The organism is Saccharobesus litoralis (assembly GCF_003063625.1).
Lineage (GTDB): Bacteria > Pseudomonadota > Gammaproteobacteria > Enterobacterales > Alteromonadaceae > Saccharobesus > Saccharobesus litoralis.
Genome location: NZ_CP026604.1, coordinates 4,360,951 through 4,382,673, shown reverse-complemented (window position 1 = coordinate 4,382,673; position 21,723 = coordinate 4,360,951). Strand labels below are relative to the sequence as shown.

Annotated in this window: 19 protein-coding genes, 2 tRNA genes and 1 pseudogene; 9 read left to right on the top strand and 13 right to left on the bottom strand. The window is 40.7% G+C overall.

Annotation, left to right across the window (positions count from 1 at the left end):
- Positions 1–174 precede the first annotated feature (174 nt).
- The 12 genes and pseudogenes from nth to C2869_RS22505 all read right to left on the bottom strand — a co-directional run bounded on the left by nth (position 175) and on the right by C2869_RS22505 (position 10,741).
- Positions 175–855: an endonuclease III gene (gene nth, locus C2869_RS16195; protein WP_108603935.1), complete on the bottom strand. Its 681-nt coding sequence runs from the start codon at positions 853–855 to the stop codon at positions 175–177.
- Between the two features lie 38 nt (positions 856–893).
- Positions 894–1,292 (bottom strand): annotated as a pseudogene (locus C2869_RS16190) (endonuclease III); the annotation flags it as partial.
- Between the two features lie 15 nt (positions 1,293–1,307).
- On the bottom strand, positions 1,308–2,009 hold the full coding sequence (locus C2869_RS16185) for an electron transport complex subunit E (protein ID WP_108603934.1): 702 nt from the start codon (positions 2,007–2,009) through the stop codon (positions 1,308–1,310).
- On the bottom strand, positions 2,006–2,653 hold the full coding sequence (gene rsxG, locus C2869_RS16180; RefSeq protein ID WP_108603933.1) for an electron transport complex subunit RsxG: 648 nt from the start codon (positions 2,651–2,653) through the stop codon (positions 2,006–2,008). Before rsxG ends, C2869_RS16185 begins: the two co-directional genes overlap by 4 nt.
- Positions 2,650–3,708, bottom strand: a complete 1,059-nt coding sequence (gene rsxD / locus C2869_RS16175; RefSeq protein WP_108603932.1) for an electron transport complex subunit RsxD — start codon at positions 3,706–3,708, stop codon at positions 2,650–2,652. The genes rsxG and rsxD overlap by 4 nt, the downstream gene beginning before the upstream one ends.
- 2 nt (positions 3,709–3,710) lie before the next feature.
- The gene (rsxC, locus tag C2869_RS16170) at positions 3,711–6,317 is read right to left on the bottom strand and encodes an electron transport complex subunit RsxC (protein ID WP_108603931.1); all 2,607 of its coding nucleotides are present in this window, start codon (positions 6,315–6,317) and stop codon (positions 3,711–3,713) included.
- Positions 6,318–6,330: 13 nt separating this feature from the next.
- A complete protein-coding gene (rsxB, locus tag C2869_RS16165; RefSeq protein ID WP_108603930.1) occupies positions 6,331–6,876 on the bottom strand; it encodes an electron transport complex subunit RsxB in 546 nt (181 codons plus the stop codon).
- On the bottom strand, positions 6,873–7,457 hold the full coding sequence (gene rsxA / locus C2869_RS16160) for an electron transport complex subunit RsxA (protein ID WP_108603929.1): 585 nt from the start codon (positions 7,455–7,457) through the stop codon (positions 6,873–6,875). Before rsxA ends, rsxB begins: the two co-directional genes overlap by 4 nt.
- A gap of 199 nt (positions 7,458–7,656) precedes the next feature.
- A complete protein-coding gene (locus tag C2869_RS16155; protein WP_228710687.1) occupies positions 7,657–9,477 on the bottom strand; it encodes an EAL domain-containing protein in 1,821 nt (606 codons plus the stop codon).
- Between the two features lie 501 nt (positions 9,478–9,978).
- Positions 9,979–10,055 (bottom strand) — tRNA-Asn (locus tag C2869_RS16150).
- Between the two features lie 32 nt (positions 10,056–10,087).
- Positions 10,088–10,164 (bottom strand) — tRNA-Asn (locus C2869_RS16145).
- A 436-nt stretch (positions 10,165–10,600) separates the two neighbouring features.
- Complete coding sequence (locus tag C2869_RS22505) at positions 10,601–10,741, bottom strand: hypothetical protein (protein ID WP_159084199.1); 141 nt, start codon at positions 10,739–10,741, stop codon at positions 10,601–10,603.
- A 746-nt stretch (positions 10,742–11,487) separates the two neighbouring features.
- On the opposite strand from C2869_RS22505, the gene C2869_RS16140 reads away from it, so the two are divergent.
- Both C2869_RS16140 and uvrB read left to right on the top strand, forming a co-directional pair.
- Positions 11,488–12,876 carry an MATE family efflux transporter gene (locus C2869_RS16140; RefSeq protein ID WP_228710686.1) on the top strand — a complete coding sequence of 463 codons (1,389 nt, stop codon included), beginning with the start codon at positions 11,488–11,490 and terminating at the stop codon, positions 12,874–12,876.
- A gap of 30 nt (positions 12,877–12,906) precedes the next feature.
- The gene (gene uvrB, locus C2869_RS16135; RefSeq protein ID WP_108603927.1) at positions 12,907–14,937 is read left to right on the top strand and encodes an excinuclease ABC subunit UvrB; all 2,031 of its coding nucleotides are present in this window, start codon (positions 12,907–12,909) and stop codon (positions 14,935–14,937) included.
- A 70-nt stretch (positions 14,938–15,007) separates the two neighbouring features.
- Here uvrB and C2869_RS16130 read toward each other — a convergent pair whose 3' ends face one another.
- Positions 15,008–15,229 carry a hypothetical protein gene (locus C2869_RS16130; RefSeq protein ID WP_108603926.1) on the bottom strand — a complete coding sequence of 74 codons (222 nt, stop codon included), beginning with the start codon at positions 15,227–15,229 and terminating at the stop codon, positions 15,008–15,010.
- 213 nt (positions 15,230–15,442) lie between these two features.
- Here C2869_RS16130 and C2869_RS16125 point away from each other — a divergent pair, with 213 nt between their 5' ends.
- The 7 genes from C2869_RS16125 (at position 15,443) to C2869_RS16095 (ending at position 21,624) form a co-directional block, all read left to right on the top strand.
- Entirely contained in the window at positions 15,443–15,706 is a 264-nt protein-coding gene (locus C2869_RS16125; RefSeq protein ID WP_108603925.1) for a hypothetical protein, read from the top strand.
- Between the two features lie 286 nt (positions 15,707–15,992).
- The gene (locus tag C2869_RS16120) at positions 15,993–17,906 is read left to right on the top strand and encodes an ATP-dependent DNA helicase (RefSeq protein ID WP_108603924.1); all 1,914 of its coding nucleotides are present in this window, start codon (positions 15,993–15,995) and stop codon (positions 17,904–17,906) included.
- A complete protein-coding gene (tsaB, locus tag C2869_RS16115) occupies positions 17,906–18,604 on the top strand; it encodes a tRNA (adenosine(37)-N6)-threonylcarbamoyltransferase complex dimerization subunit type 1 TsaB (RefSeq protein WP_108603923.1) in 699 nt (232 codons plus the stop codon). Before C2869_RS16120 ends, tsaB begins: the two co-directional genes overlap by 1 nt.
- A gap of 64 nt (positions 18,605–18,668) precedes the next feature.
- Entirely contained in the window at positions 18,669–19,061 is a 393-nt protein-coding gene (locus C2869_RS16110) for a hypothetical protein (RefSeq protein WP_108603922.1), read from the top strand.
- A complete protein-coding gene (locus C2869_RS16105; RefSeq protein ID WP_108603921.1) occupies positions 19,054–19,785 on the top strand; it encodes a Slp family lipoprotein in 732 nt (243 codons plus the stop codon). The genes C2869_RS16110 and C2869_RS16105 overlap by 8 nt, the downstream gene beginning before the upstream one ends.
- A 7-nt stretch (positions 19,786–19,792) precedes the next feature.
- Complete coding sequence (locus tag C2869_RS16100; RefSeq protein ID WP_108603920.1) at positions 19,793–20,674, top strand: alpha/beta fold hydrolase; 882 nt, start codon at positions 19,793–19,795, stop codon at positions 20,672–20,674.
- Positions 20,675–20,679: 5 nt separating this feature from the next.
- Positions 20,680–21,624 (top strand): NADP-dependent oxidoreductase, encoded by a 945-nt coding sequence (locus C2869_RS16095; RefSeq protein WP_108603919.1) that lies wholly within the window; start codon positions 20,680–20,682, stop codon positions 21,622–21,624.
- The last annotated feature ends 99 nt before the right edge of the window (positions 21,625–21,723 follow it).

The following is a 21,723-nucleotide window of genomic DNA, read 5'->3' as shown; positions in this document are numbered from 1 at the left end:
GTGACAAAATATTGTCACACTTTATAATTATTATATTTCAATAAAATCAATAACTTAAATTATTGCAGGCTTCCTGGTTTAAAATCAAAATCCATTTCCTTTGCGGGGTAGTGGTTCGCTCTAGTGCCTTGTGTTTATATAGTGAATATTTCCTTACGCTTTAACTTGGAATGGCTATTTATTCTTTTGGGCTTGCTCTTTTAAAACTTCGTTAATATAGCTTCGGCGACCATATTTTCTGGTAATAACACACTTATCTAAGTCAAAGCCCCTCGCTGGGCAATATTCACGACCATAGTAAATAATTTGTAAGTGCAGATCATTCCAGCGCTCCTTAGGGAAAAGGCGTTTACCATCACGCTCTGTTTGCTCGACGCTCTTGCCATTTGACAAGCCCCAACGATACATCAAGCGATGAATATGAGTATCTACAGGGAAAGCAGGAACGTTGAAAGCTTGAGCCATTACTACTGATGCGGTTTTGTGACCAACTCCAGGCATTGCTTCAAGATCTTTAAAATTCTGTGGCACTTCACCATTATGCTGATTAATGATCATCTCAGAAAGGTGCCAGATACCTTTTGACTTCATTGGTGATAAACCACATGGTTTGATTATTTCTTTTATTTCATCAATGGTCATTTTGACCATGTCATAAGGATTATCGGCTTTTGCAAATAGCTTAGGCGTGATTTGGTTTACACGTTCATCGGTGCATTGAGCAGATAGTAATACAGCAACTAATAAGGTGTATGGATCTTTGTGATCAAGTGGAATAGGGACCTCAGGATACAGCTCGTCAAGGATCTCGATGATTGCCTGAACTTTTTCTTTTTTACTGATAGATGTACTCATGCTATTAACCTTAAATCCCATCTACTTTTATTATTTTTAGGCCAGCCAAAAGCTGTATTTAATACAACATTAGCGGTTTTACGTCCCACACCAGGTAAGGCCTCTAAAGCAGCGCGATCTTCAGGTACTTCGCCACCGTGTTTTTCGACTAAGATTTTACAGGTTTTGTAGGTGTTCTCGGCTTTTGAATTAAACAGGCCAATGGTTTTGATATATTCTTTGATCCCTTCAACACCTAAATCAAGCATTGCTTGTGGAGTATTCGCTATAGGGTAAAGTTTGCGGGTGGCTTTGTTTACGCTGACATCGGTTGCTTGTGCTGATAACAATACCGCGATGAGTAACTCGAATGGACTGTTAAATTCGAGCTCGGTCGTAGGGTTAGGGTTTGCGTCGCGTAAACGGGTTAAAATTTCTCGACGTTTTGTATTATTCATGGCTCGAATTTTTGCTTAAGTTTCAGTTGTGACGCGAGCGCGTTCAGTTTTGACTTTTTGTTCTTTTTGCGGCGCAAATAAAGACTCTATACGGGTTTCTAAGCGATTTTTAATGGCGATTAATAATCCTAACGCAATAAATGCGCCTGGTGGTAATATCGCTGCTAAGAAAGCTTCTTCGGCTTGAAATAGGGTGATTTGCCAATTAGTCGCAATTTGACCAAATAACAAATGGCTGCCAGCTAATAAAGTGCCGTTACCTAACACTTCGCGAATGGCGCCTAAAATAACTAGAATCGCAAGAAATCCGAGTCCCATCATTAAGCCATCCCAAGCAGCGAGTTTTACGTTATTTTTAGAGGCGAACGCTTCTGCGCGGCCGATAATGGCGCAGTTGGTGACAATAAGCGGGATAAAAATGCCCAATGTTTGGTACAACTCATAGGTATAGGCATTCATTAACAGCTGAACAACTGTCACTAATCCGGCAATAATCATAACAAACACGGGTATGCGGATTTCATTCGGTACCCAGTTTCTGACGATAGATACGGTTATGTTAGAGCCGATAAGTACAAATAGGGTGGCAAGCCCTAAACCTAAACCATTAACAACTGTATTGGTAACCGCCAGTAACGGACAAAGCCCTAACATTTGTACTAAGGCTGGGTTGTTTTTCCATAATCCTTGCCAGCTAATTTCACTGAGTTGATTCATTTTGTATGCTCACAGTTACTCGGCAAATTAAATATTCTTTGCTTGTTATTGGCAAACCAAAGGCTAGTGCGTTTTACACTGTTTACCACGGCTCTTGGTGTGATCGTTGCGCCGGTAAATTGATCAAATGCGCCGCCATCTTTTTTAACGGCCCAAGCTTGTAGGTTATTTTGCTCAATGGTTTTACTACGAAAATGAGTGATCCAAGGCGATTTGGCTAACTCAATCTTGTCGCCGAGACCGGGTGTCTCTTTGTGTTTAATGGTTCGCACCCCTAAAATGGTGTTGTCCATATCTAAGGCGACTAGTAAATCAATACGGCCTGAGTAACCATCTGGGGCTATGCTTTCAATCGCGGCAGCAACGGCTTTACCTTTGTCTGATTCGCTTTCTTTATAACGGGCGCGAAATATTTTTATCGTATTGCCATTGCTATCTATGTCAATAACACAGTCTGTACTGGGCTGATTGTTGTATGTGTCAGGAGAGACTATTTCGTCTAAGTTTTTTTGTGTCGCGAGTTTTTGTTGTTTAGCAATTTCAGGAGCCGTTAACAAATGAGTTAATGTGACCAAGCCTGTAGTTGCAATAGCAAACCCTGCGAGAATGAAACTTGATTTTTGCATTGAATGACTGATTTTCATGAGCGACTCCCGTGGCCAAAAGTACGTGGCTGGGTGTAGTAATCAATCAAGGGGACTGCCATATTGGCTAATAATACGGCAAAAGCTACAGCGTCTGGATAACCGCCAAATTGACGAATAACAAAGACTAAAAAGCCACATAGCGCACCAAATATTAGGCGACCTTTATCGGTGGTAGATGCTGAAACCGGATCGGTTAATATAAAAAATGCGGCAAAACAAGTCGCACCCGAGGTCATGTGTAACAACATTGAACCTGTGCCGTCAGGACTAATCGCTTGCGAAATTAAACTAAAAATAGCTAATGATATTAAAAAGGATAGCGGTATTTGCCATTTTATTATTTTTTGTTTAAGTAAGACCACACCACCTAATAAAAAAGCTATGTTGACCGCAAACCAACCTTGCCCTAAGCCGTTGCTAAATACATCTTGCTTTATGATTTCTTGGTAGGTTAAGCCTTGGTTTAAGCCATTGCGCACAGATTCTAACGGCGTTGCCATTGTCACGCCATCAATGCCTGAGCGAATTTGTTCTAATGAATAGCCTTGAGCGGTATAACCGCTAAATACCACTGACACATAATCTGAAAAGCTTAACGGGATGGTGATGAGATCGGTAGGGGGGATCCAACCTGTCATGGAGACAGGAAAGGAAATCAGTAATATGACATAACCGGCCATAGCTGGGTTAAACAAGTTTTGACCGAGCCCGCCATAGGCTTGTTTGACTAGAGTAATAGCAAAAACACTCCCTATCACACCTATCCACCAAGGGGCTAATGGCGGTAAACAAATACCCAGTAATAATCCAGTGAGCAGGGCAGAGTGGTCGTTAATAACCTGTTTAACTGGGCGCCCACGTAATTGACAACATATCGCTTCCGCAACTATGGCACTGATGATACAAATGAAAATTTGAATTAATACACCGATCCCAAAGCAGTACCATTGGGTAATAACACCTGGAATACAGGCAAGGGCTACCCAACGCATGATATTGGCCGTTTTATTTGCGCGGCGTGTGTGAGGTGAACTGGCTAATTTAAAACTCATAGTTAATTCTTGCTCTGCTCCTGAATTCGCTTCGCTTTAGCTTTTTCAATGGCTGCTTTTATACGTCTTTGTTGCTCAGTCGGCTCATTTACTTCAGCGGTCCCATTTGGCACATTAGGCTCAGATGACACATTCGGCTCAGGGCTGTTTGATGCAGGTGTTAGTTGGCTTGTCTCAGCTTGTTTTTTGGCCTTTGCCTTAGCTATTGCAGCTTGAACACGGGCTTTTTTATCGTCTTCAGATAAGTCAGTGTTGTTGCTAGATGAAGTATTTTCAGCTTGGGATGTTACAGGCTTTGCAAAATCAGTTGAGCTTTGTTCAGCTAAACGCTTTGCCTTGGCTTTTGCTATCGCGGCCTTGGCTCTCGCTTGAGCTGATGTAACTGATTGATTTTCGTCTTTGCTTAGCGCCTCGGTTTGTCCAACTTGAGATTGTTCAACGTGAGAGGAGGCTGACTGAGTTGCGTTATCTGCGTTTTGTCTTTTGGCTTTAGCACGAGCGATGGCTTGTTGTGCTTTTTGTTTGATGGCCGTTTGCTCTTCTACTTCTGCATCTTGCTCTGATGTCGGGGCGCTGTTGGTTTGCTGTGCTGCTTTTTTGGCTTTTGCTCTAGCAATAGCGGCTTGCGCTCGTGACTTAACATCAGATTGTTCAGCTTGTGGTTGAGACTCAGGCAGTTCATCATGTTTTGACGTTTTAGTTGACGTGCTGCTTGTTACAGGGTTTTCGCTTGCTTGTTGCTCCTGCAAGCGTTTTAATTTCGCTCTTTCAATGGCCGCTTTGGCTTTGTCTTTTGCCGTTAACTCAGATGTATCTGGCGAACTCGTTGGTTCTTGGCCGTTATTTTTCTGCAATCGTTTTGCTTTAGCTCTTTCAATCGCGGCTTGCGCTTTTGATTTCGCGTCTTGAGGCGGTTGATTGTCATTTTTGTTTGTATCTGCAGTTGCCGTATTGACTGAGTTGCTATCTGCCTGTTTGCCAATGGTTGACGGCGCTTGTTGAGTTGACGCTTTTTCAGTAGACGCGTTCTCAGAAGAAATCTGTTCAGTAGTGTCGTTGGTTTGATTAGTTTGTTGCGCTTTTTTGGCTTGCGCTCGTGCTAGTGCCGCGGCAATCTTGTCTTTGGCTGATTGATCACTATTTAAGCTTTGCTTTCTTGCATCAGCCGCCTGTTTGTGTTTTGCCATGCGTTCTTGTTTGTCGCGTTCTAAACGCTCGTTACGGGCTTCAAAACGTTGCTTAGCAATGTCGGCTTTGCGTTTTTCTTCTTGTTCAATTCTTATATCGGCTTTTGCTTGGCGATAATATTGCACAAGTGGAATATCACTTGGGCATTCGTATGCGCAGGCGCCACACTCTATACAATCAAATAGTTTGTAATCTTGGGCTTTGTCGTATTCTTTTGCTTTACTGTGCCAAAACAGTTGCTGCGGTAACAAACTTGCAGGGCAAACATCTGCACAAGCACTACAGCGAATACAAGGTTGCTCTGGCGGTGGAGCGGGTAATTCTTGTTCGCTCGGCACGAGTAAACAATTGGTAATTTTAGTAACCGGGACTTGATGACTTTGCACGGCAAACCCCATCATAGGGCCACCCATAATCACTCTTTCACCACCTATTTTCATGTGGCCCACTTGTGACAATACGTGGTGAATAGGTGTGCCTATGGGTAACCAATAATTACCAGGTTTAGTCACTTGCTCACCAGTTAATGTGACAACGCGCTCAATAAGCGGTTCACCTTTGTAAATGGCATTGTATATAGCGTAAGTGGTGCCGATATTTTGCGTCACAATGCCGATGTCTGCGGCCACTTTACCGCTTGGGATCTCTTGATTAGTAATAACTTGAATGAGTTGCTTTTCGCCGCCAGCTGGATATTTAGTAGGAATGGAGCGAACGACAAAGTTCGTTTTACCCTGACAGGCGTTATCCATTGCATTTAGCGCTTCTCGCTTATTGTCTTCTATGGCAATGACGACTAATTGTGGCTCTAAAAGGTAATTGAGTACTTCAATGCCATTGATTATTTCGTTGGCTTTTTCACGCATTAACATATCGTCGGCAGTGATGTAGGGTTCACATTCAATGCCATTGATAATTAAAATTTCGCACGGGTGGTTTGGTGATTGTTTTATATGGGTCGGAAACGCCGCCCCGCCTAATCCAGCAATACCAGCTTGTTTTATTTTATGGATTAACTCTATTTTGTCGAAAGAGTGAAAATTAGCAAAGGGTTGTCGGTCGCACCATTCGTCTTGACCGTCAGCAATAATTTCAATTGCCAGCGTTGGTAGACCAGAAGGGTGAGCCGATACATGAGGCTCTATTTCTCCTACGGTGCCAGAAGTAGGGGCATGCACAGGTACCGCCATGGTATCTTCACATGAAGTTAAAACTTGGCCTTTTTTAACTTTATCGCCAGTGTTCACTAAAACCGCGTTGTGTTTGCCAATATGTTGCTTAACTGGAACCCAATAAGTCGGTGCCAATGCTATTTGACTAATAGGTGTTTGAATTGAGCGTTCTTTACGTTCAGGAGGGAATACACCACCGGGGAAATCCCATAAAACACCGGCTCTGATTTTGTCGAGTAAAGAATTCACAGATCGCTCTTATTTATGATACTTGAGTAATTTCAATTTTGTTGAGTTGCCAACGCCATGTTTCAGGTTTTCCCGCTACAGGCACCATGTCGATGCAGTCAACAGGGCAGGGTTCTACACATAGGTCACAGCCAGTACATTCATCAATTAATACGGTGTGCATAGCTTTAGATGCCCCAACAATGGCATCAACCGGACAGGCCTGAATGCATTTAGTACAACCGATACATTCATCTTCTCGAATGTAAGCGACTTTTTTTACGTCGTCGCCTCCTTCAAGTGGTTTCACTTCGCGGCCAGTCAAATCGGCTATTTTTTGAATGGTAGCGTCGCCACCGGGAGGACATTTGTTTATTTCGTCGCCGTCGGCAATAGCTTGCGCATAAGGTTTACATCCTGGGTAGCCGCACTGTCCGCATTGGGTTTGTGGTAATACTTCATCGATTTGTTCTACTAGCGGATCGGCGTCTACTTTAAAGCGAATTGCGGCATAACCTAAAATACCGCCAAATATTAAAGCTAATATTCCCAGTACTATTAACGCGCTAACTAATGTCATGCTACTTTCACCAATCCTGTAAAGCCCATAAAGGCTAAAGACATTAAACCTGCGGTTATCATAGCTATAGCAGTACCTTTGAAGACCTGTGGCGTATCAGCCGCAGCAAGTCGTTCACGCATAGCGGCAAATAAAACTAAAACTAAGGAAAACCCAACAGCAGCGCCAAAACCATATATTAAGGATTCGATGGCATTGTGTTGCTCATTAACATTGAGTAATGCCACTCCTAAAACTGCACAGTTTGTGGTAATTAAAGGTAAGAAAATACCTAGCAGCCTATATAAGGTTGGATTTGTTTTGTGCAATACCATTTCGGTGAACTGGACAACAACTGCAATAATGAGAATAAAGGCTAAGGTGCGTAAAAACTCGATATCCAATGGTTGTAAGAGGTAGGTATTGACTAAATAGCTGGTAAATGAAGCCAGTGTTAACACAAAGGTTGTCGCTAAGGACATGCCAATGGCTGTTTCAACACGGCTTGAAACCCCCATAAAAGGGCATAATCCCAAGAACTTAACCAATACAAAGTTATTAACCAGTACGGTCGCGATTAATAACATTATATAGTCAGTCATAAAGAAAATTAGCTCTTGGTTGAAAAACGCGTATTATCCGGAAATATAAGCCGTTTAACAACTTATCCTTTCTAAGGAATTAAGGTTTTTAGCGGATAAATTTAAAAAGGCCTATAAACAGGCCTTTTTAATTGTGTTACTAGGTGAGAATTATCCGCATCGGCGGTTAAATACAATTTATCTGATCAAAGCGACAAGGTTAAAACTCAACCGGTTTACCGATAAAGTAACCTTGTGTGCCATCAACAAAGACTTGTTCAAGCGCGTGTTTTTCTTCTTGGGTTTCAACGCTTTCACATAAAACATTAACGCCAAGGCGATGCGCTAAATCCACGATAACGCGTAAGAAGTATTGGTTGTTTTTATCGTCGTCAATGCCACGGCTGTAACTACCATCCATTTTGACAAAGTCTGGTTTTAAATCTCTGAAGAATTTAAACGATGTCATGCCCATACCAAATCGCTCAACTGTCACGCGGGCGCCGGTACGATGAACCATATCCAAAAATCGTTTGGAGGCGCTCATGTTTTGTTGCATACCAAACTCAGTGACTTCAAACACTAATTTAGACGCAACAGCAGGGTCACGTAATAAACGTCGTTCTAGCCATATTGCAAACTGCTCATCGTGCGCTGATTTAGCCGTCACGTTCAAACCAAAATATTGGTTGTGAAAGCCTTTTTCTAATATGTTGCGCATTGTTTGTTCGATAATCATCTTGTCGACAAAAATGATCTTATCCATTTTTTCAGCCATGGCGATAAACGATGCGGTAGGCAATACTTGTCCATCCGGGTTAGCAAATCGGGCTAATACTTCAGAGTAGACTTTAGAGTTTTTGTTTGTTGGTTGAATGGGCTGATAGAATAGAATGGCTCGATTATTATCGATAACATCTTCAATAACTTCACGCCAATTTTGATTGCCATACTTAGCGCTAACATTCTCTAAAATAGAGGTGTCAGTCTGCATGTGCCAAGCATTGGGGTATTTAGTTTGGGCAATACTGATACCGGTATCAGCTAATGCTAATAATTCACCAATAGGGCGGCCCGTTTCATAGCTGACAATACCTGTATAACCTACCGCCTCTAAATCTAAGGATTTTTGGAATTCACCCAATCGTCCTTGCAAATTAAGCGCAAAATTTTCTGATTCTTTTGGCGTGATATTCGGTAGTATTACTGCAAAGTCAGCACCGTTTAAGCGGTAAACTTGAGAGCCTTCGTAAGTATTCGCCACTCGTGTAATAACTTGAGAAAGCTCTGATACATATTGATCACCCGCTTGATAACCACGATTTTGATTGATGTTATTCAGTTCCGATGCCCGAACAACGGCTAACACGCCAAACTCTTGTTTTTGCATGTTAGACAGTTTTTCTTCAAAGTATTCAACAAATGAAATGCGATTTTTTAAACCGGTTAATTCGTCACGCGTTGCTTCAACACGGTAATTCTCTGCTGAGTGCTTCCATTCTTGAATTTTATTTTCATAGTTGTGGTGTAATGATTCCAGTGATTCCGCTAGAGGTAGGAACTCTTCTGGCATTTCATCCCAAGCTAATTCTTCTTCGTTTTCGGTAAATTCACTAATTACGCCGGTGATTTTATGAATAGAGCGGCGTACCACTTTATGTATTAGTTGGCGAATTGAAATACTTAATAATAATAGAATGATTAAACAAACTAGAATTGAGCTGTAGAAAAAGGTATCAAATAGGGCTAATTCCTGATCAAACTTTAACTTAAATTTAATGGCAATATTGTGGTTTGTTATGACTACGTTACTGCTTTGCGGCATCATGCCAAATGAGTCTAATAAGGTTGCCCCCAGCGTTGCCGAGTTAATTGGTGTATCGAAACTATGTAATGATGAACCATTGAGCTCACTCAAGTAAAACTTGGAGTAGGGGAATGCGGCTTTAATATCACGAGCCAAGTTCTTAACATCAATCGATGGGTAGGCCCCAACCACTTTTTGTAATGTATTTGCGTGCTGCTCCTGATTTGCAGTCATGTACTGCGAAAGAATAACACTGTATGTGAACATCAATGAGATGACTAAAATTGCAAAGGTAATTAAATTTCTGACTAAGAGTCGTCTAAAAATACTCATTCCCTTTTTTGCTCCCTATTAATAGCCGGATCTAGGTAGAGTCGTATCTATAGTCTTCTCGTCCTAATTTTAAAACGTAATTGTCATTGTTTTTCGACTGTCATTCCAACGTCGCACTAAAACCTAAATCCATATAGCTAGTCCGAATAATTACAAAGTTGAGTTTGTGCACATTGGACTATAAAACTTGACGGCTATGTTTAAAATCTGACCGCTTTGACTATGTTGTTATTTATTGTTTTTGATTAGTCGATTGGAACTGGAATATCTAATCGCTTACATCATGCCTAATATTAACAGGAAATCATTGAATTACGAGATAAATGTTCGTAAGACTTAAGGATAAATTAGATGATGTGAAGTATGATTTTTAAGATTTGGAAAGTGAGCACTTAGAGAAGGTGGCTCCCCCTCCCCGACTTGAACGGGGGACCTGCGGATTAACAGTCCGTCGCTCTAACCAACTGAGCTAAGGGGGAATAACTATGAAAAAAATTGTTGAGCGTGAAGTTGGCTCCCCCTCCCCGACTTGAACGGGGGACCTGCGGATTAACAGTCCGTCGCTCTAACCAACTGAGCTAAGGGGGAACCGTGTCGCTTCAACGGGGGCGGATATTAATGATGTCGTTTGAACCTGTCAACACAGTTTTTCGTTATTTTTGAAAAAAAAATCCAATTGGATATTACATGCACAAAATATGCACAAAACTCGCCTGTTTTAGCGCTTAAAATGTCTTTCTCGAGCTTAACTTAGGTAAATGATAGGTTATTACAGAACAGTAAATAATGATTAATAGATACAGAGAAAACTTTATTTGTCCTTAGCTTACCTATTTCAGCGAAATAAAATTAATAAGTCGCCGATCGATTTATATCTATTAATTAGGTAATTGCTCGATTAACTTTTGTCGAAAATAACCATTTTAAAGTATTAAGCTTTTGTGGGTGAGTATTTTTGCTTGCAGAGCCTGCAAACCTTTCTTACTAAAAGAACAAGACAACAGAATTTTGTTCCTGACAAATTCTAACTACCTGCATTCATGCTGGCACTAACGGCGGTATTAAATTTTATATTTTCTTGGATAAAAATTGCACTTGCTTGCCCAGTAAATATTATTTTTTTAGCTTTGGCACTTGTTTTGGTTTTATATTGAACAATTGTCACTATCAGTTATTTTTGTCAAGTCGAATGCTATAAAATTCGATAGAGATTTTTTTATATAGGCTGTTAATTGTTGCAGTTTAGTTACGCTTAAATGCGTCTAGCTCTTGCGGTTGTTGAGCTGACGCTTGTTATCCACTACTTCTGTGGATAACTGTGTTAATAAAGTTGGAAATCTCACGCAATCCCGCATTGCACCTGTGTCAATACCCGTTTTTGTCTTTTTTTGTATTTTATTTAAAATTGTTTAAAAACAATGGTTTAAGTTAATAGTGAATAAAAAAATGGCAATATGGATAAAAAACAATCTATGCGCTGAATTTACCAACAAACTTGTGTATTAATTTTATTTTTTAGAAAAAATCAACTGAAATTTAGCACTTTTGTAGTGCAATTTGATGAACTTTGGGGCATGCCAACTTTCAAGTGTTTTTATATATTTTTTGCCTATTCCTATATAAGAAACAGGCACTATGCTCTAAAGCTTCCTTTATTTAGCTAAACGAGATAGCTGTTGCGAATTTGGTATATCTAATAAAGAAAAGTTAGAAAATCGATCGTTTAGCCTTAATTTTTAATTAAACTATCGTTTTTAATAAGCTAACTGTTTAGCTTGAGTATTTTTAAGCAATTAGATGCGCTAAAATAGACTTAATCTCGGTTGGAAGTATTGTTCATCCGCAAACCTATTTGCAAAATAGTTACCGTTACCTTCTGTCTAAAAGCTAATCAGGAATTCTTAGTACCTAATGAAGTCTGCAGATAAACCAGTTGCCCATGACATGCTAAATGGCGCAATTGAATCGACGTTAAAAAAAATGACAATACCTATGGTGCTAGGGATGATTGCACTCATGTCATTTAACTTAATTGATACCCTTTTTATTGGCTTTATGGGTACTGAGCAACTCGCTGCAATCAGCTTTACGTTTCCTATCACATTCACCGTCATTAGTTTAACCATAGGTTTAGGTATTGGTACGTCGGCAGTGGTTGCGAAAGTGTTAGGTAAAGGTGATAACTTACTTGCTAAACAGCATGCGACCAATGCTCTGATTATTTCGTTAATCATGGTCGCGTTTTTATGCGTAGTAGGATTTTTAACCATTGAACCGTTATTTCGCTTACTCGGCGCAGATGAAACAACCTTGCCGTATATTAAAGAGTACATGGAGATTTGGTACATAGGTTGCTGCTGCTTAGTGTTACCTATGGTCGGTAATAGTGTATTGCGCGCTTCAGGCGACACTAAAACCCCCAGTCAAATCATGGCACTGGGTGGTTTAATTAATGCGGTGTTGGATCCCATTTTAATTTTTGGTTTTGGGCCTATTCCAGCGTTAGGAATGCAAGGTGCAGCTATCGCTAGTTTAATTTCATGGGCTGTTGGCACCGCCGTTATTCTTTATTTGCTAGCCTATTCGCGAGGGTTGATTTATCGTCGTATTCCGTCGGTTTCTTGTTTTGTCGATTCAGCTAAAGTGATATTGAAAATTGGTTTTCCTGCTGCTGGAGCAAATATGTTAACACCAATCGCAATGGCTATTTTAACCGCTATTGTGGCCGTGCATGGGCAAGAAGCTGTTGCTGCCTTTGGTGTTGGCAATCGGGTTGAGTCTATTGCTTGTATGGTCGTTTTGGCATTATCTATGTCTTTGCCTCCCTTTATTAGCCAAAATTTAGGTGCGGGTAATATTGATCGTGTCAAACAAGCTTATCGTAAAACCGCTAAATTTGTTTTGATATGGCAATTAGGTGTTTTCTCCTTACTCCTGTTTCTTGCATGGCCAATAGCCGTTGCATTTTCTGATGATGAAACGGTAATCAATTTGATTTGTTGGTTTATTTGGATCATGCCGTTAGGTTATGGCGCTCAAGGAATTATAATTTTAACTAACTCTTCGTTAAATGCGCTGCATTTACCCATGAGCGCATTATTACTTAGCGTGTTGCGCTTGTTTTTGTTTTATGTACCGTTTTCTTATTTAGGCGGTTTGATAGGCGGGATTTATGGGTTATTTGTCGGCGGCGTAATCGGTAATTTGGCTATGATGGGGGTTTCTGTTTACACGTTTAATCGAAAGCTTTCCCAAGTGTGTGCAGAACATAGCAAAGCAGAATTAGCAAAGCAGAACTAGTGGCTTAAAGGCATTAAGGTAATTAAAGGTATGAGCGAACAATTGTTTGATTTGGTTTCTAGTTATAAGCCTGCAGGGGACCAACCTAGCGCAATAAAACAACTAGTCGATGGATTTGAATCAGGGTTAGCTCATCAAACTCTACTTGGTGTAACGGGCTCTGGTAAAACCTTTACAATGGCCAATGTCATTAAGCAGCTTAATCGACCAACCATGATTATGGCGCACAATAAAACCCTCGCAGCGCAGTTATATGGGGAAATGAAGGAGTTCTTTCCTAATAATGCAGTTGAATATTTTGTGTCCTATTACGATTACTATCAGCCCGAGGCCTATGTGCCATCGACAGATACATTTATTGAAAAGGACGCTTCAATTAATGACCATATAGAGCAGATGCGCTTATCCGCTACCAAAGCATTAATGGAACGCCGAGATGTCGTTATTATTGCCTCAGTCTCAGCTATTTATGGTTTAGGTGATCCTGACTCCTACCTGAAAATGTTATTGCATTTACGCCAAGGTGATTTAATTGACCAAAGAGCCATTTTAAGGCGTTTAGCTGAATTGCAATATACACGCAATGATATCGATTTTGCACGGGGGACTTATCGCGTAAGAGGGGACGTTATTGATATTTTCCCTGCGGATTCTGAGCGCGATGGGGTTCGAGTTGAATTATTTGACGATGAAATAGAGCGAATCAGTGAGTTTGATCCATTGACGGGAGAAATGACACGCACTATGGCTCGTACCACTATTTACCCTAAAACTCACTATGTCACACCAAGAGAAAAGATCCTCGCTGCGGTTGATAACATTAAAGATGAGTTAAAAGAACGCAAGCAACAATTACTTGATTTAAACAAGTTAGTTGAAGAACAACGCGTTACCCAGCGCACCCAATATGATATTGAGATGATGGTAGAATTGGGCTATTGCTCAGGTATTGAAAACTATTCTCGCTATTTGTCCGGCCGAGCCCCTGGCGAGCCACCTCCAACATTATTTGACTATTTACCCGATGATGGATTATTGATCATCGACGAATCGCATGTCACCGTGTCGCAAATTGGCGCTATGTATAAAGGTGATCGCTCGCGTAAAGAGAATCTCGTTGAATATGGGTTTAGATTACCTTCAGCGTTAGATAACCGACCGATGAAGTTTGAAGAGTTTGAACAGCTTGCTCCGCAAACTATGTTTGTTTCGGCGACACCCGGTAGCTATGAATTAGATCGCTCGGCAGGTGAAGTCGCAGAACAAGTTGTGCGACCCACAGGCTTACTTGATCCTATTGTCGAAATTCGCCCCGTAGCAACCCAAGTTGATGATTTATTGTCGGAAATTCACGAACGGGTAAAAGTAAATGAACGTGTGTTGGCGACTACGCTAACCAAACGCATGGCGGAAGATTTATCGGATTACTTAAACGATCACGGTGTTAAAGTTCGATATTTGCATTCAGATATTGATACGGTTGAGCGCGTTGAAATTATTCGCGATCTTCGATTAGGTAAATTTGACGTTTTGGTTGGTATCAATTTACTGCGTGAAGGTTTAGATATGCCCGAAGTGTCGTTAGTGGCTATTTTAGATGCCGACAAAGAAGGCTTTTTACGTTCAGATAGATCACTTATTCAAACTATAGGTCGAGCCGCGCGTAACGTTAACGGCAAAGCGATTTTATACGCAGATAGGATCACAGGCTCAATGCAAAGAGCGTTAGATGAAACAGAGCGTCGTCGTGAAAAGCAAGTTGCGCATAATTTACAACATGGCATCACACCGAAAGGACTCAATAAAAAAATCACTGATGTTATGGATGTTGGTTATGATGATGCGTCCAATGACGCCGACGCGGGTAACACGGTTAAGTTGCGTAAAATAGGTGAGGGTAAAGCGAATTACAAAGTCAAATCAGCTGATGATATTGCCAAAGAAATCAAAGCGCTTGAGCAACAAATGTTTGAGCTTGCCCGTCAATTAGAATTTGAACGTGCGGCTAAATTACGTGACGATATTCAAAACCTTCAGCAGCAGTTAATTGCTAATAGTTAGCGCAAATTATTTGAATTAGTTTGCATTGTCGTGCATTACTCGGTCAAAATGAGCAATGCACTATATTATGTTAGTGTTTCAGAAAGTCAGAAATTGAAGAGTGCATCGCTTGCTCTATACAGGCGCCCACTTGAACTAGATTGCGTGATTTAAGCTCAAAAACCGCTTGGATCACCTGATCTTGAATATCAACTGCGATTAACATCCGTTCTAAAAACATGTGTGCTTCCGTGTCATTACTTAAATCAAAACTTGAGAGTTTCTCTGCTTGAGCCATGATTACTGAATTCATATGTCACCTTACTGCAAACCACAAACATTGGAATTTAAGTCTAGTATATTGACCGTGGTTCATTAGATTTTAATATCCACTATCGTTATGAGTTTATTTGTTTTGGGTATAAAGATTTGACTAATGTCATAAATTCAATGCGTACTTGGCCGATATATAATTAAGGCATTAGATTGTAAAATTTAAATGTGAAGCGTAAATGAGGAGTGTTAGATGAGCATTATTAATACCGACGCCATTATTCCTTTTATGCCTAGAGTAGCTCAAGTCAGGCAAACTCCAGCCAAGTTGAATATTACTAAGGTCAAAAAGGACGAAAAGTCGCAAAATAATTTACAAGAAAATAAAAAACAGGCTGATTTAAACAATTGGTTATTGTCGCATCATGACCAGAACAGTAATGAAGGTGGATCGCTAGATGAGGCAAATACGGATGGTGAAAAATCAACAACTAAGCATATTGATATTCTTGCCTAGTTAACTCATACAGTTAAAGCGAGCTTGGATAGCTCATACTGTTCAAGAGTGTCTAGTTAATTTATATTCGTTAACCCATATTAGAGATTGCGTAACGATTTATTACCCAATCATTTTTTAATTTTGCTCTAAATTAAAATTTAGTTTCGTTGACTTATTCATTCACCTTAACATTTATCTTAAATCCATTGAGATTTCTTTGTAAATTGCTTTTTACGTTGCGATAATGCGCCACTTAATCTAACCCAATAAGCAACTAGCTTTTACAAATCGTTTCCAGTCTGCAGTGAATAAAGTAGAAAAAGTATTTAGTCAATCGGGGCAGCTTGCAAAAGCTATCGACGGTTATCAACCTCGACAAGCGCAAATTGAGTTGGCCAGTGGTTTTTGGCAAGCGATGAATAATAAGCAGTTGCTAGTGGCAGAAGCGGGAACCGGCACCGGAAAAACCTTCGCTTATTTAGTACCTGCTTTGCTTTCAGACAAAAAAGTCATTGTTTCTACGGGAACAAAAGCGTTACAAGAACAGCTTTTCCATCGTGATCTACCTTTAATTAAAAAAGCCTTAGGTTCCTATCGTAAAGTCGCCTTGTTAAAAGGGCGGGCCAATTATCTTTGCCCTTATCGCCTCACGCTTAACAAACAAGTGTCAGATGTCACCGATAAGCAAATTCTCGCCGATATGAAAAAAGTGTCGACTTGGGCTAATAAAACCCAAACAGGAGATATTGGTGAATTAAGCAGCATTGGCGAAGATTCTCGTGTTTTTCCGCTAATTACCAGCACGATTGACAATTGTTTGGGTAAAGAATGTCCAAATTTTGAAGATTGTTATCTAGTTAAAGCGCGTAAAAAAGCCATAGCGGCTGATTTGGTGGTGGTTAATCACCATTTATATTTTGCCGATCTTGCAGTTAAAGATACAGGTTTTGGCGAGATTGTACCGGATTCTGACGTTGTGGTATTTGATGAAGCCCATCAGCTCCCCGATATTGCTTGCGAATACTTTGGCGAGCGCTTTTCAACGCGTCAAATGGCTGATTTAGCCAAAGATATTGAATTAGAGTATCGAACTGAATTAAAGGATGTTAAGCAATTAGGTAAAGTCAGTGAAAAGCTGACACATGTTGCAAGGGAATTTCGACTGGCTTTTCCTCATGATCCCGTTAAAGGTAATTGGCGAGAAAAAATCCAAGACGAATCGATTAACGAGATATTGAACAAAATATACGAAACTATTGATTTTGCTTACGAAGTGGTTAAACAATGTGTTTCACGTACCAAAGGCATAGATAGCTGCTTTGAGCGCTTGTGTCACGCACAAGCAGCATTGTCTTCTGTGACGGATATGACTAAGGTCGATGTGAGTTTGTGGTATGAAACTACCATGCGGCATGTCTCGCTTAATTTAACGCCATTATCTGTTGCTGATAAATTTGCGCCTATTATGCAAGAGAAACAGCAAAGCTGGTTGATGACATCGGCGACGTTATCTGTTGATGGTGGCTTTAGTCATTTCACAGAATTACTCGGATTAAACCCGCATAAAACTTTGGTGCTCGATAGTCCTTTCGCCTACGATAAGCAAGCTTTGCTGTGTGTACCGCGCATGTTTCCTGAGCCTAACGATAGAGACGTATTAAATGCGTTAGTGGATGTTTGCCAGCAACTAATCAAAGCCAGTGGTGGGCGATGCTTTTTGTTGTTTACCAGTTATAGAATGATGAATTTAGTGGCTAATCGTTTAGAAAAAATAGTCAAAAATCCATTGTTAGTGCAGGGGCAAACAGGTAAACGAGAATTATTAAATCAGTTTCTTGCTGATGATGAAACGGTATTATTGGCAACCGGTGCTTTTTGGGAAGGCGTTGATGTGCGAGGGGATGCACTCAAGTGTGTGTTAATTGATAAGTTACCTTTTGCTTCACCGGATGATCCCGTTACGCAAGCCCGAATTGATAATTGTAAGCGTCAAGGGCTTGATCCCTTTAGCAAAATTCAAATTCCACAAGCGGTGATCACACTAAAACAAGGTGCAGGTCGCCTTATTCGAGACGTGAATGACACCGGTGTGCTTGTCATTTGTGATCCACGTATTGCGACTCGGCAATACGGTCAAAGTTTTATAAAAAGCTTACCTAATATGCAGCGAACGCGCAGTATGAGTAAGGTTGTTCGTTTTTTATCTGAGATGAGTTAATGAGTAAGATTTTAGCAATAGATACTTCAACTGAAGCCTGCTCTGTGGCGTTAGTTGATGGACAAAATGTCCTAGCTAACCGTTATGAAGTTTGCCCAAGAGAGCATAATAAAAAAGTACTAGTGATGACTCAGCAAGTGCTAGATGAAGCACAAGTGTCACTCGATGCGGTTGATTTCATCGCTTATGGTGCAGGACCTGGCAGTTTTACTGGTGTGCGTATTACTGCGGGTATTGTCCAAGGTTTGGCATTTGGTGCCAAAAAGCCGGTGATTGGTGTAAGTAGTTTAGCGGCTATGGCTCATCAGATGTACCGATTACATAATGCTAAAAACGTGATTGCAGCTATTGATGCGCGAATGAGTGAGATTTACTTAGGAGTGTATCGGGTTAAATCATTAGGTTTAGTTGAGCCGATTGAAGATGAAAAGGTAACTCCCCCTGAAGGTGGCCTTTCACACTTTAATCAATCAGATGAATGGCATGGGACTGGAACAGGGTGGCAGACGTATCGAGATGAACTTACGTGCCAAGTTAAAGTCGTAGTAGATGATGAAACTTTATTTCCTAACGCCATTGATATCGCATTGCTAGCGTTAGAAAAAGCCAATAAAGGGCAACAGCAGTCGGCTGAGCATGTGGTGCCAACATACCTACGTAATGACGTAGCGTGGAAAAAAATGCCAGGACGAGAATAGATTTGCTGAGCTAAGTATCAATGAATATACTTAAATAGAGACAGGTTTAACGGTTATTGTTGGCATGGATATTTTGCAAACGGGTTTAGCTGCACAAAGTTTGGCGTCAGTATTTAATGCTGATGTGAATTCTGTTGTGCGTAAGCCGCCAGAACCTGATCCTCAGCGGCAGCCGCAGCCTGAGCTTGGATCTCAAACTGAACAAAATCCAGCAAATAAACAGTCTGAGTTAACCGGACAAGAACTGCTTGATAGTCGTCAAGCGGCTAAGCAGCAGCTAGACGCGCTTAATACTAATTCTCAGATTAACACGCAGAATCAGCAAAATTTTCAATCACCACAATCACCACAAATAGAAAATACCAACAGAAGTGCAATTTCAGCTTATAGCGCCGTACAAAATCAAACCAAACGAGAAGAAATTCAAGGTTTACTAGGTGTTGATACTTATGTTTAGTTTTTGTTTAGATAGAAATGTGAAATCCGTGATCAAATTAATAAGTGAATACAGATTAACCTTAAATAGAGCCACCCGGTTTTTTTCAGTTCGTTTTTTCTCCTTATTATGTTTAATGTCAGTGGCGGGTTGTAGCCAAATTCCAGATAACTTAACTGTACCAGAAGGTACGCAATTAACCAGTTATCAAAGTGTTTTGCAAAACTTAGAAAAAAAACAACCGGCTGATACATTAGTTCGCTGGGGAGGAACGATTGTCCGTGTCGATAATTTACAGACTAAAAGTCGTATTGAACTGGTTAATTTTGACTTAATGTCGAGCACTCGACCTAAAGTGTCGGATAACTCAGATGGGCGTTTTCGGATTTATGTTAATGGGTTTCTTGATCCTGAAATCTATCAGCAAGGCCGCTCTCTTTCTGTGTTAGGCACATTAACCAAGAGTGAGTTAGGGCAGGTTGGTGAGCACGAATTACTATTTCCGGTCGTCAATGCCCAGGCTATTCATTTGTGGAAAGAGCAAATGAGCGATGATGAGTTAATACGCATGCAGCACGATCTATGGCGGCATCACCCTAGCTATTATCATCAGCGACTTGGTTTACGCTATTATTATCTAAACGATACCAATCAAAAGAAGCGTTCAAATAAGCAACGCCAGAAAAAGGCTAATAAAGGCGCTAAATACGAAATACACACAACCGACAGTAAAAAAGTAAACTAATCGACTTATGCTAAATTGGGGTATAGAGCAGCAAGGCTTTATTGAATTAGGCGGTAAAAAACACAGTTTTTTGCACTTCCCCGCTGAGCAAAGTATCTCAATGCGGCCTATTGTGTTATTGCATGGCTGGCAAGATAACGCTGCGTCTTTTTTACCATTAGTTGAGGCGATAACGTCAATTATCTCAGTTGATATCTACTGTATTGAATTTGCAGGGCATGGTCATTCAGAACATCGCAGCGCTGATGCGCACTATCATTTTATTGACTATGTCTATGATATTCAGCAAATATTGCTGGCGTTAGGTATGACGGACTGTCATTTAGTGGGTCATTCTATGGGGGGCATGGTCGCTAGCGTGGTAGCCGCCATAGAGTCAAATGTTAGAACCCTAACTATGCTTGAAGCCAGTGGACCATTAAGTGAACAAGCTGATACACAAGAGCAAATTCGAAGTGCTTTTGTTAGTCGTCAAGCTAAAGGTCAAACGGCAGTTAAGCCTATAGCTGATGTAGATGCGTTTATAGCACTACGTGCTAGAGCAGGTGGTCTTTGTTTGAGTCATGCTCGAATGCTTATTGAACGAGACGTCGCGTTTAATAACGATAAAATGTGGCGTCGAAGTGATATCCGTCTGACAGCTTTATCACCGATTCGTATGTCAGAAGCGCAAGCTATTGATTTGTTGTCTAAAATTGAATGTCCAACCCTTGCTTATTTTGCTAATGACGGTTATACAGGTTTATATAAGCTGATGGGGTCACGAAAAAAAGTGTTTAAAAATATCACCATGGCTTACGAAGCTGGGCATCATCATTTTCATATGCAACACCCATATGCTATTGCACAACGTCTTATCAACTTTATTCAGGAACACGTTCAGGAGTAATTATTATGTCTGTATTTAATGCCTGTCATATCCCGTTTTTTGGCGATGCGCATGTGTTGCGTATTCAAGAATGTGCTTTACCTGAGATTAAAAAAAACCAATTGCTGGTAAATGTGGTTGCGGCTTCCGTTAATCCTATCGACTTTAAAACTCGAGCCGGTTTGGGTTGGGTAGCTAAAGAAATTAAAGATAACTTACCTTGGGTTCCTGGATTTGATATGGCGGGTATCATCAGCGCGGTAGGTGACGAAGACAACGAACACCTTATGGGACAATATGTCTTTGGTATGATAGGTATTCCTTTTAAGGGTGGCGCCTACAGCGAGTATTGCACAGTTGAAAAAGACGAAGTGTTGTTTGTTCCACCCAAAGTTGATTTACGCCAAGCAGCCGCTTTACCTTTGGCTGGGCTTACAGCTTTTCAAGCCTTACAGTACGGTAAAGTAAAGGCGGGTGATCGCGTTTTGATATTTGGTGCAACCGGTGGTGTTGGTCATATTGCGGCACAATTAGCGAGTATCCAAGGTGCAAAGGTTATTTGTACTGGTTCTGAGGCAAAACGAGAAGCCTTGTCCGCTCTTGATTTCCAATGGCAATGGCAAGATGAATCTGGTTTAGTTAATCAAGATTTTGATCTAGTCGTTGATTGCGTGGGCGGTGAACCAGCTATTAATTTACTGAATCAATTAGGTCAAGTGACGAACGTTGTCACCTTACCAACACTCACTGCGGATGCGGTTAAGCAAGCCGCCTCGTTAAAAAATACTGCGTGTTTCAATTTTTTGGTTGAAGTTAATAACCAACAATTACAAACCATGATTGACTGGATTGCTGAAGGTTTACTGCAAATTTATGTAGCGAAGACATATGGTCTTAATGATGTCGCAATGGCGCATATAGCACTTGAAGAAGGTCAATACGCAGGAAAAGTATTGTTAGACTTAGGATAACGTTCCTGAGTTTGTTAGCCGTTTTAACGGTACTAACTCTCGGTTTAGGTTTGCCTATAGTCTTCTCGCTCAGGTCTTATGGTTCATTGTCAGCGCTTA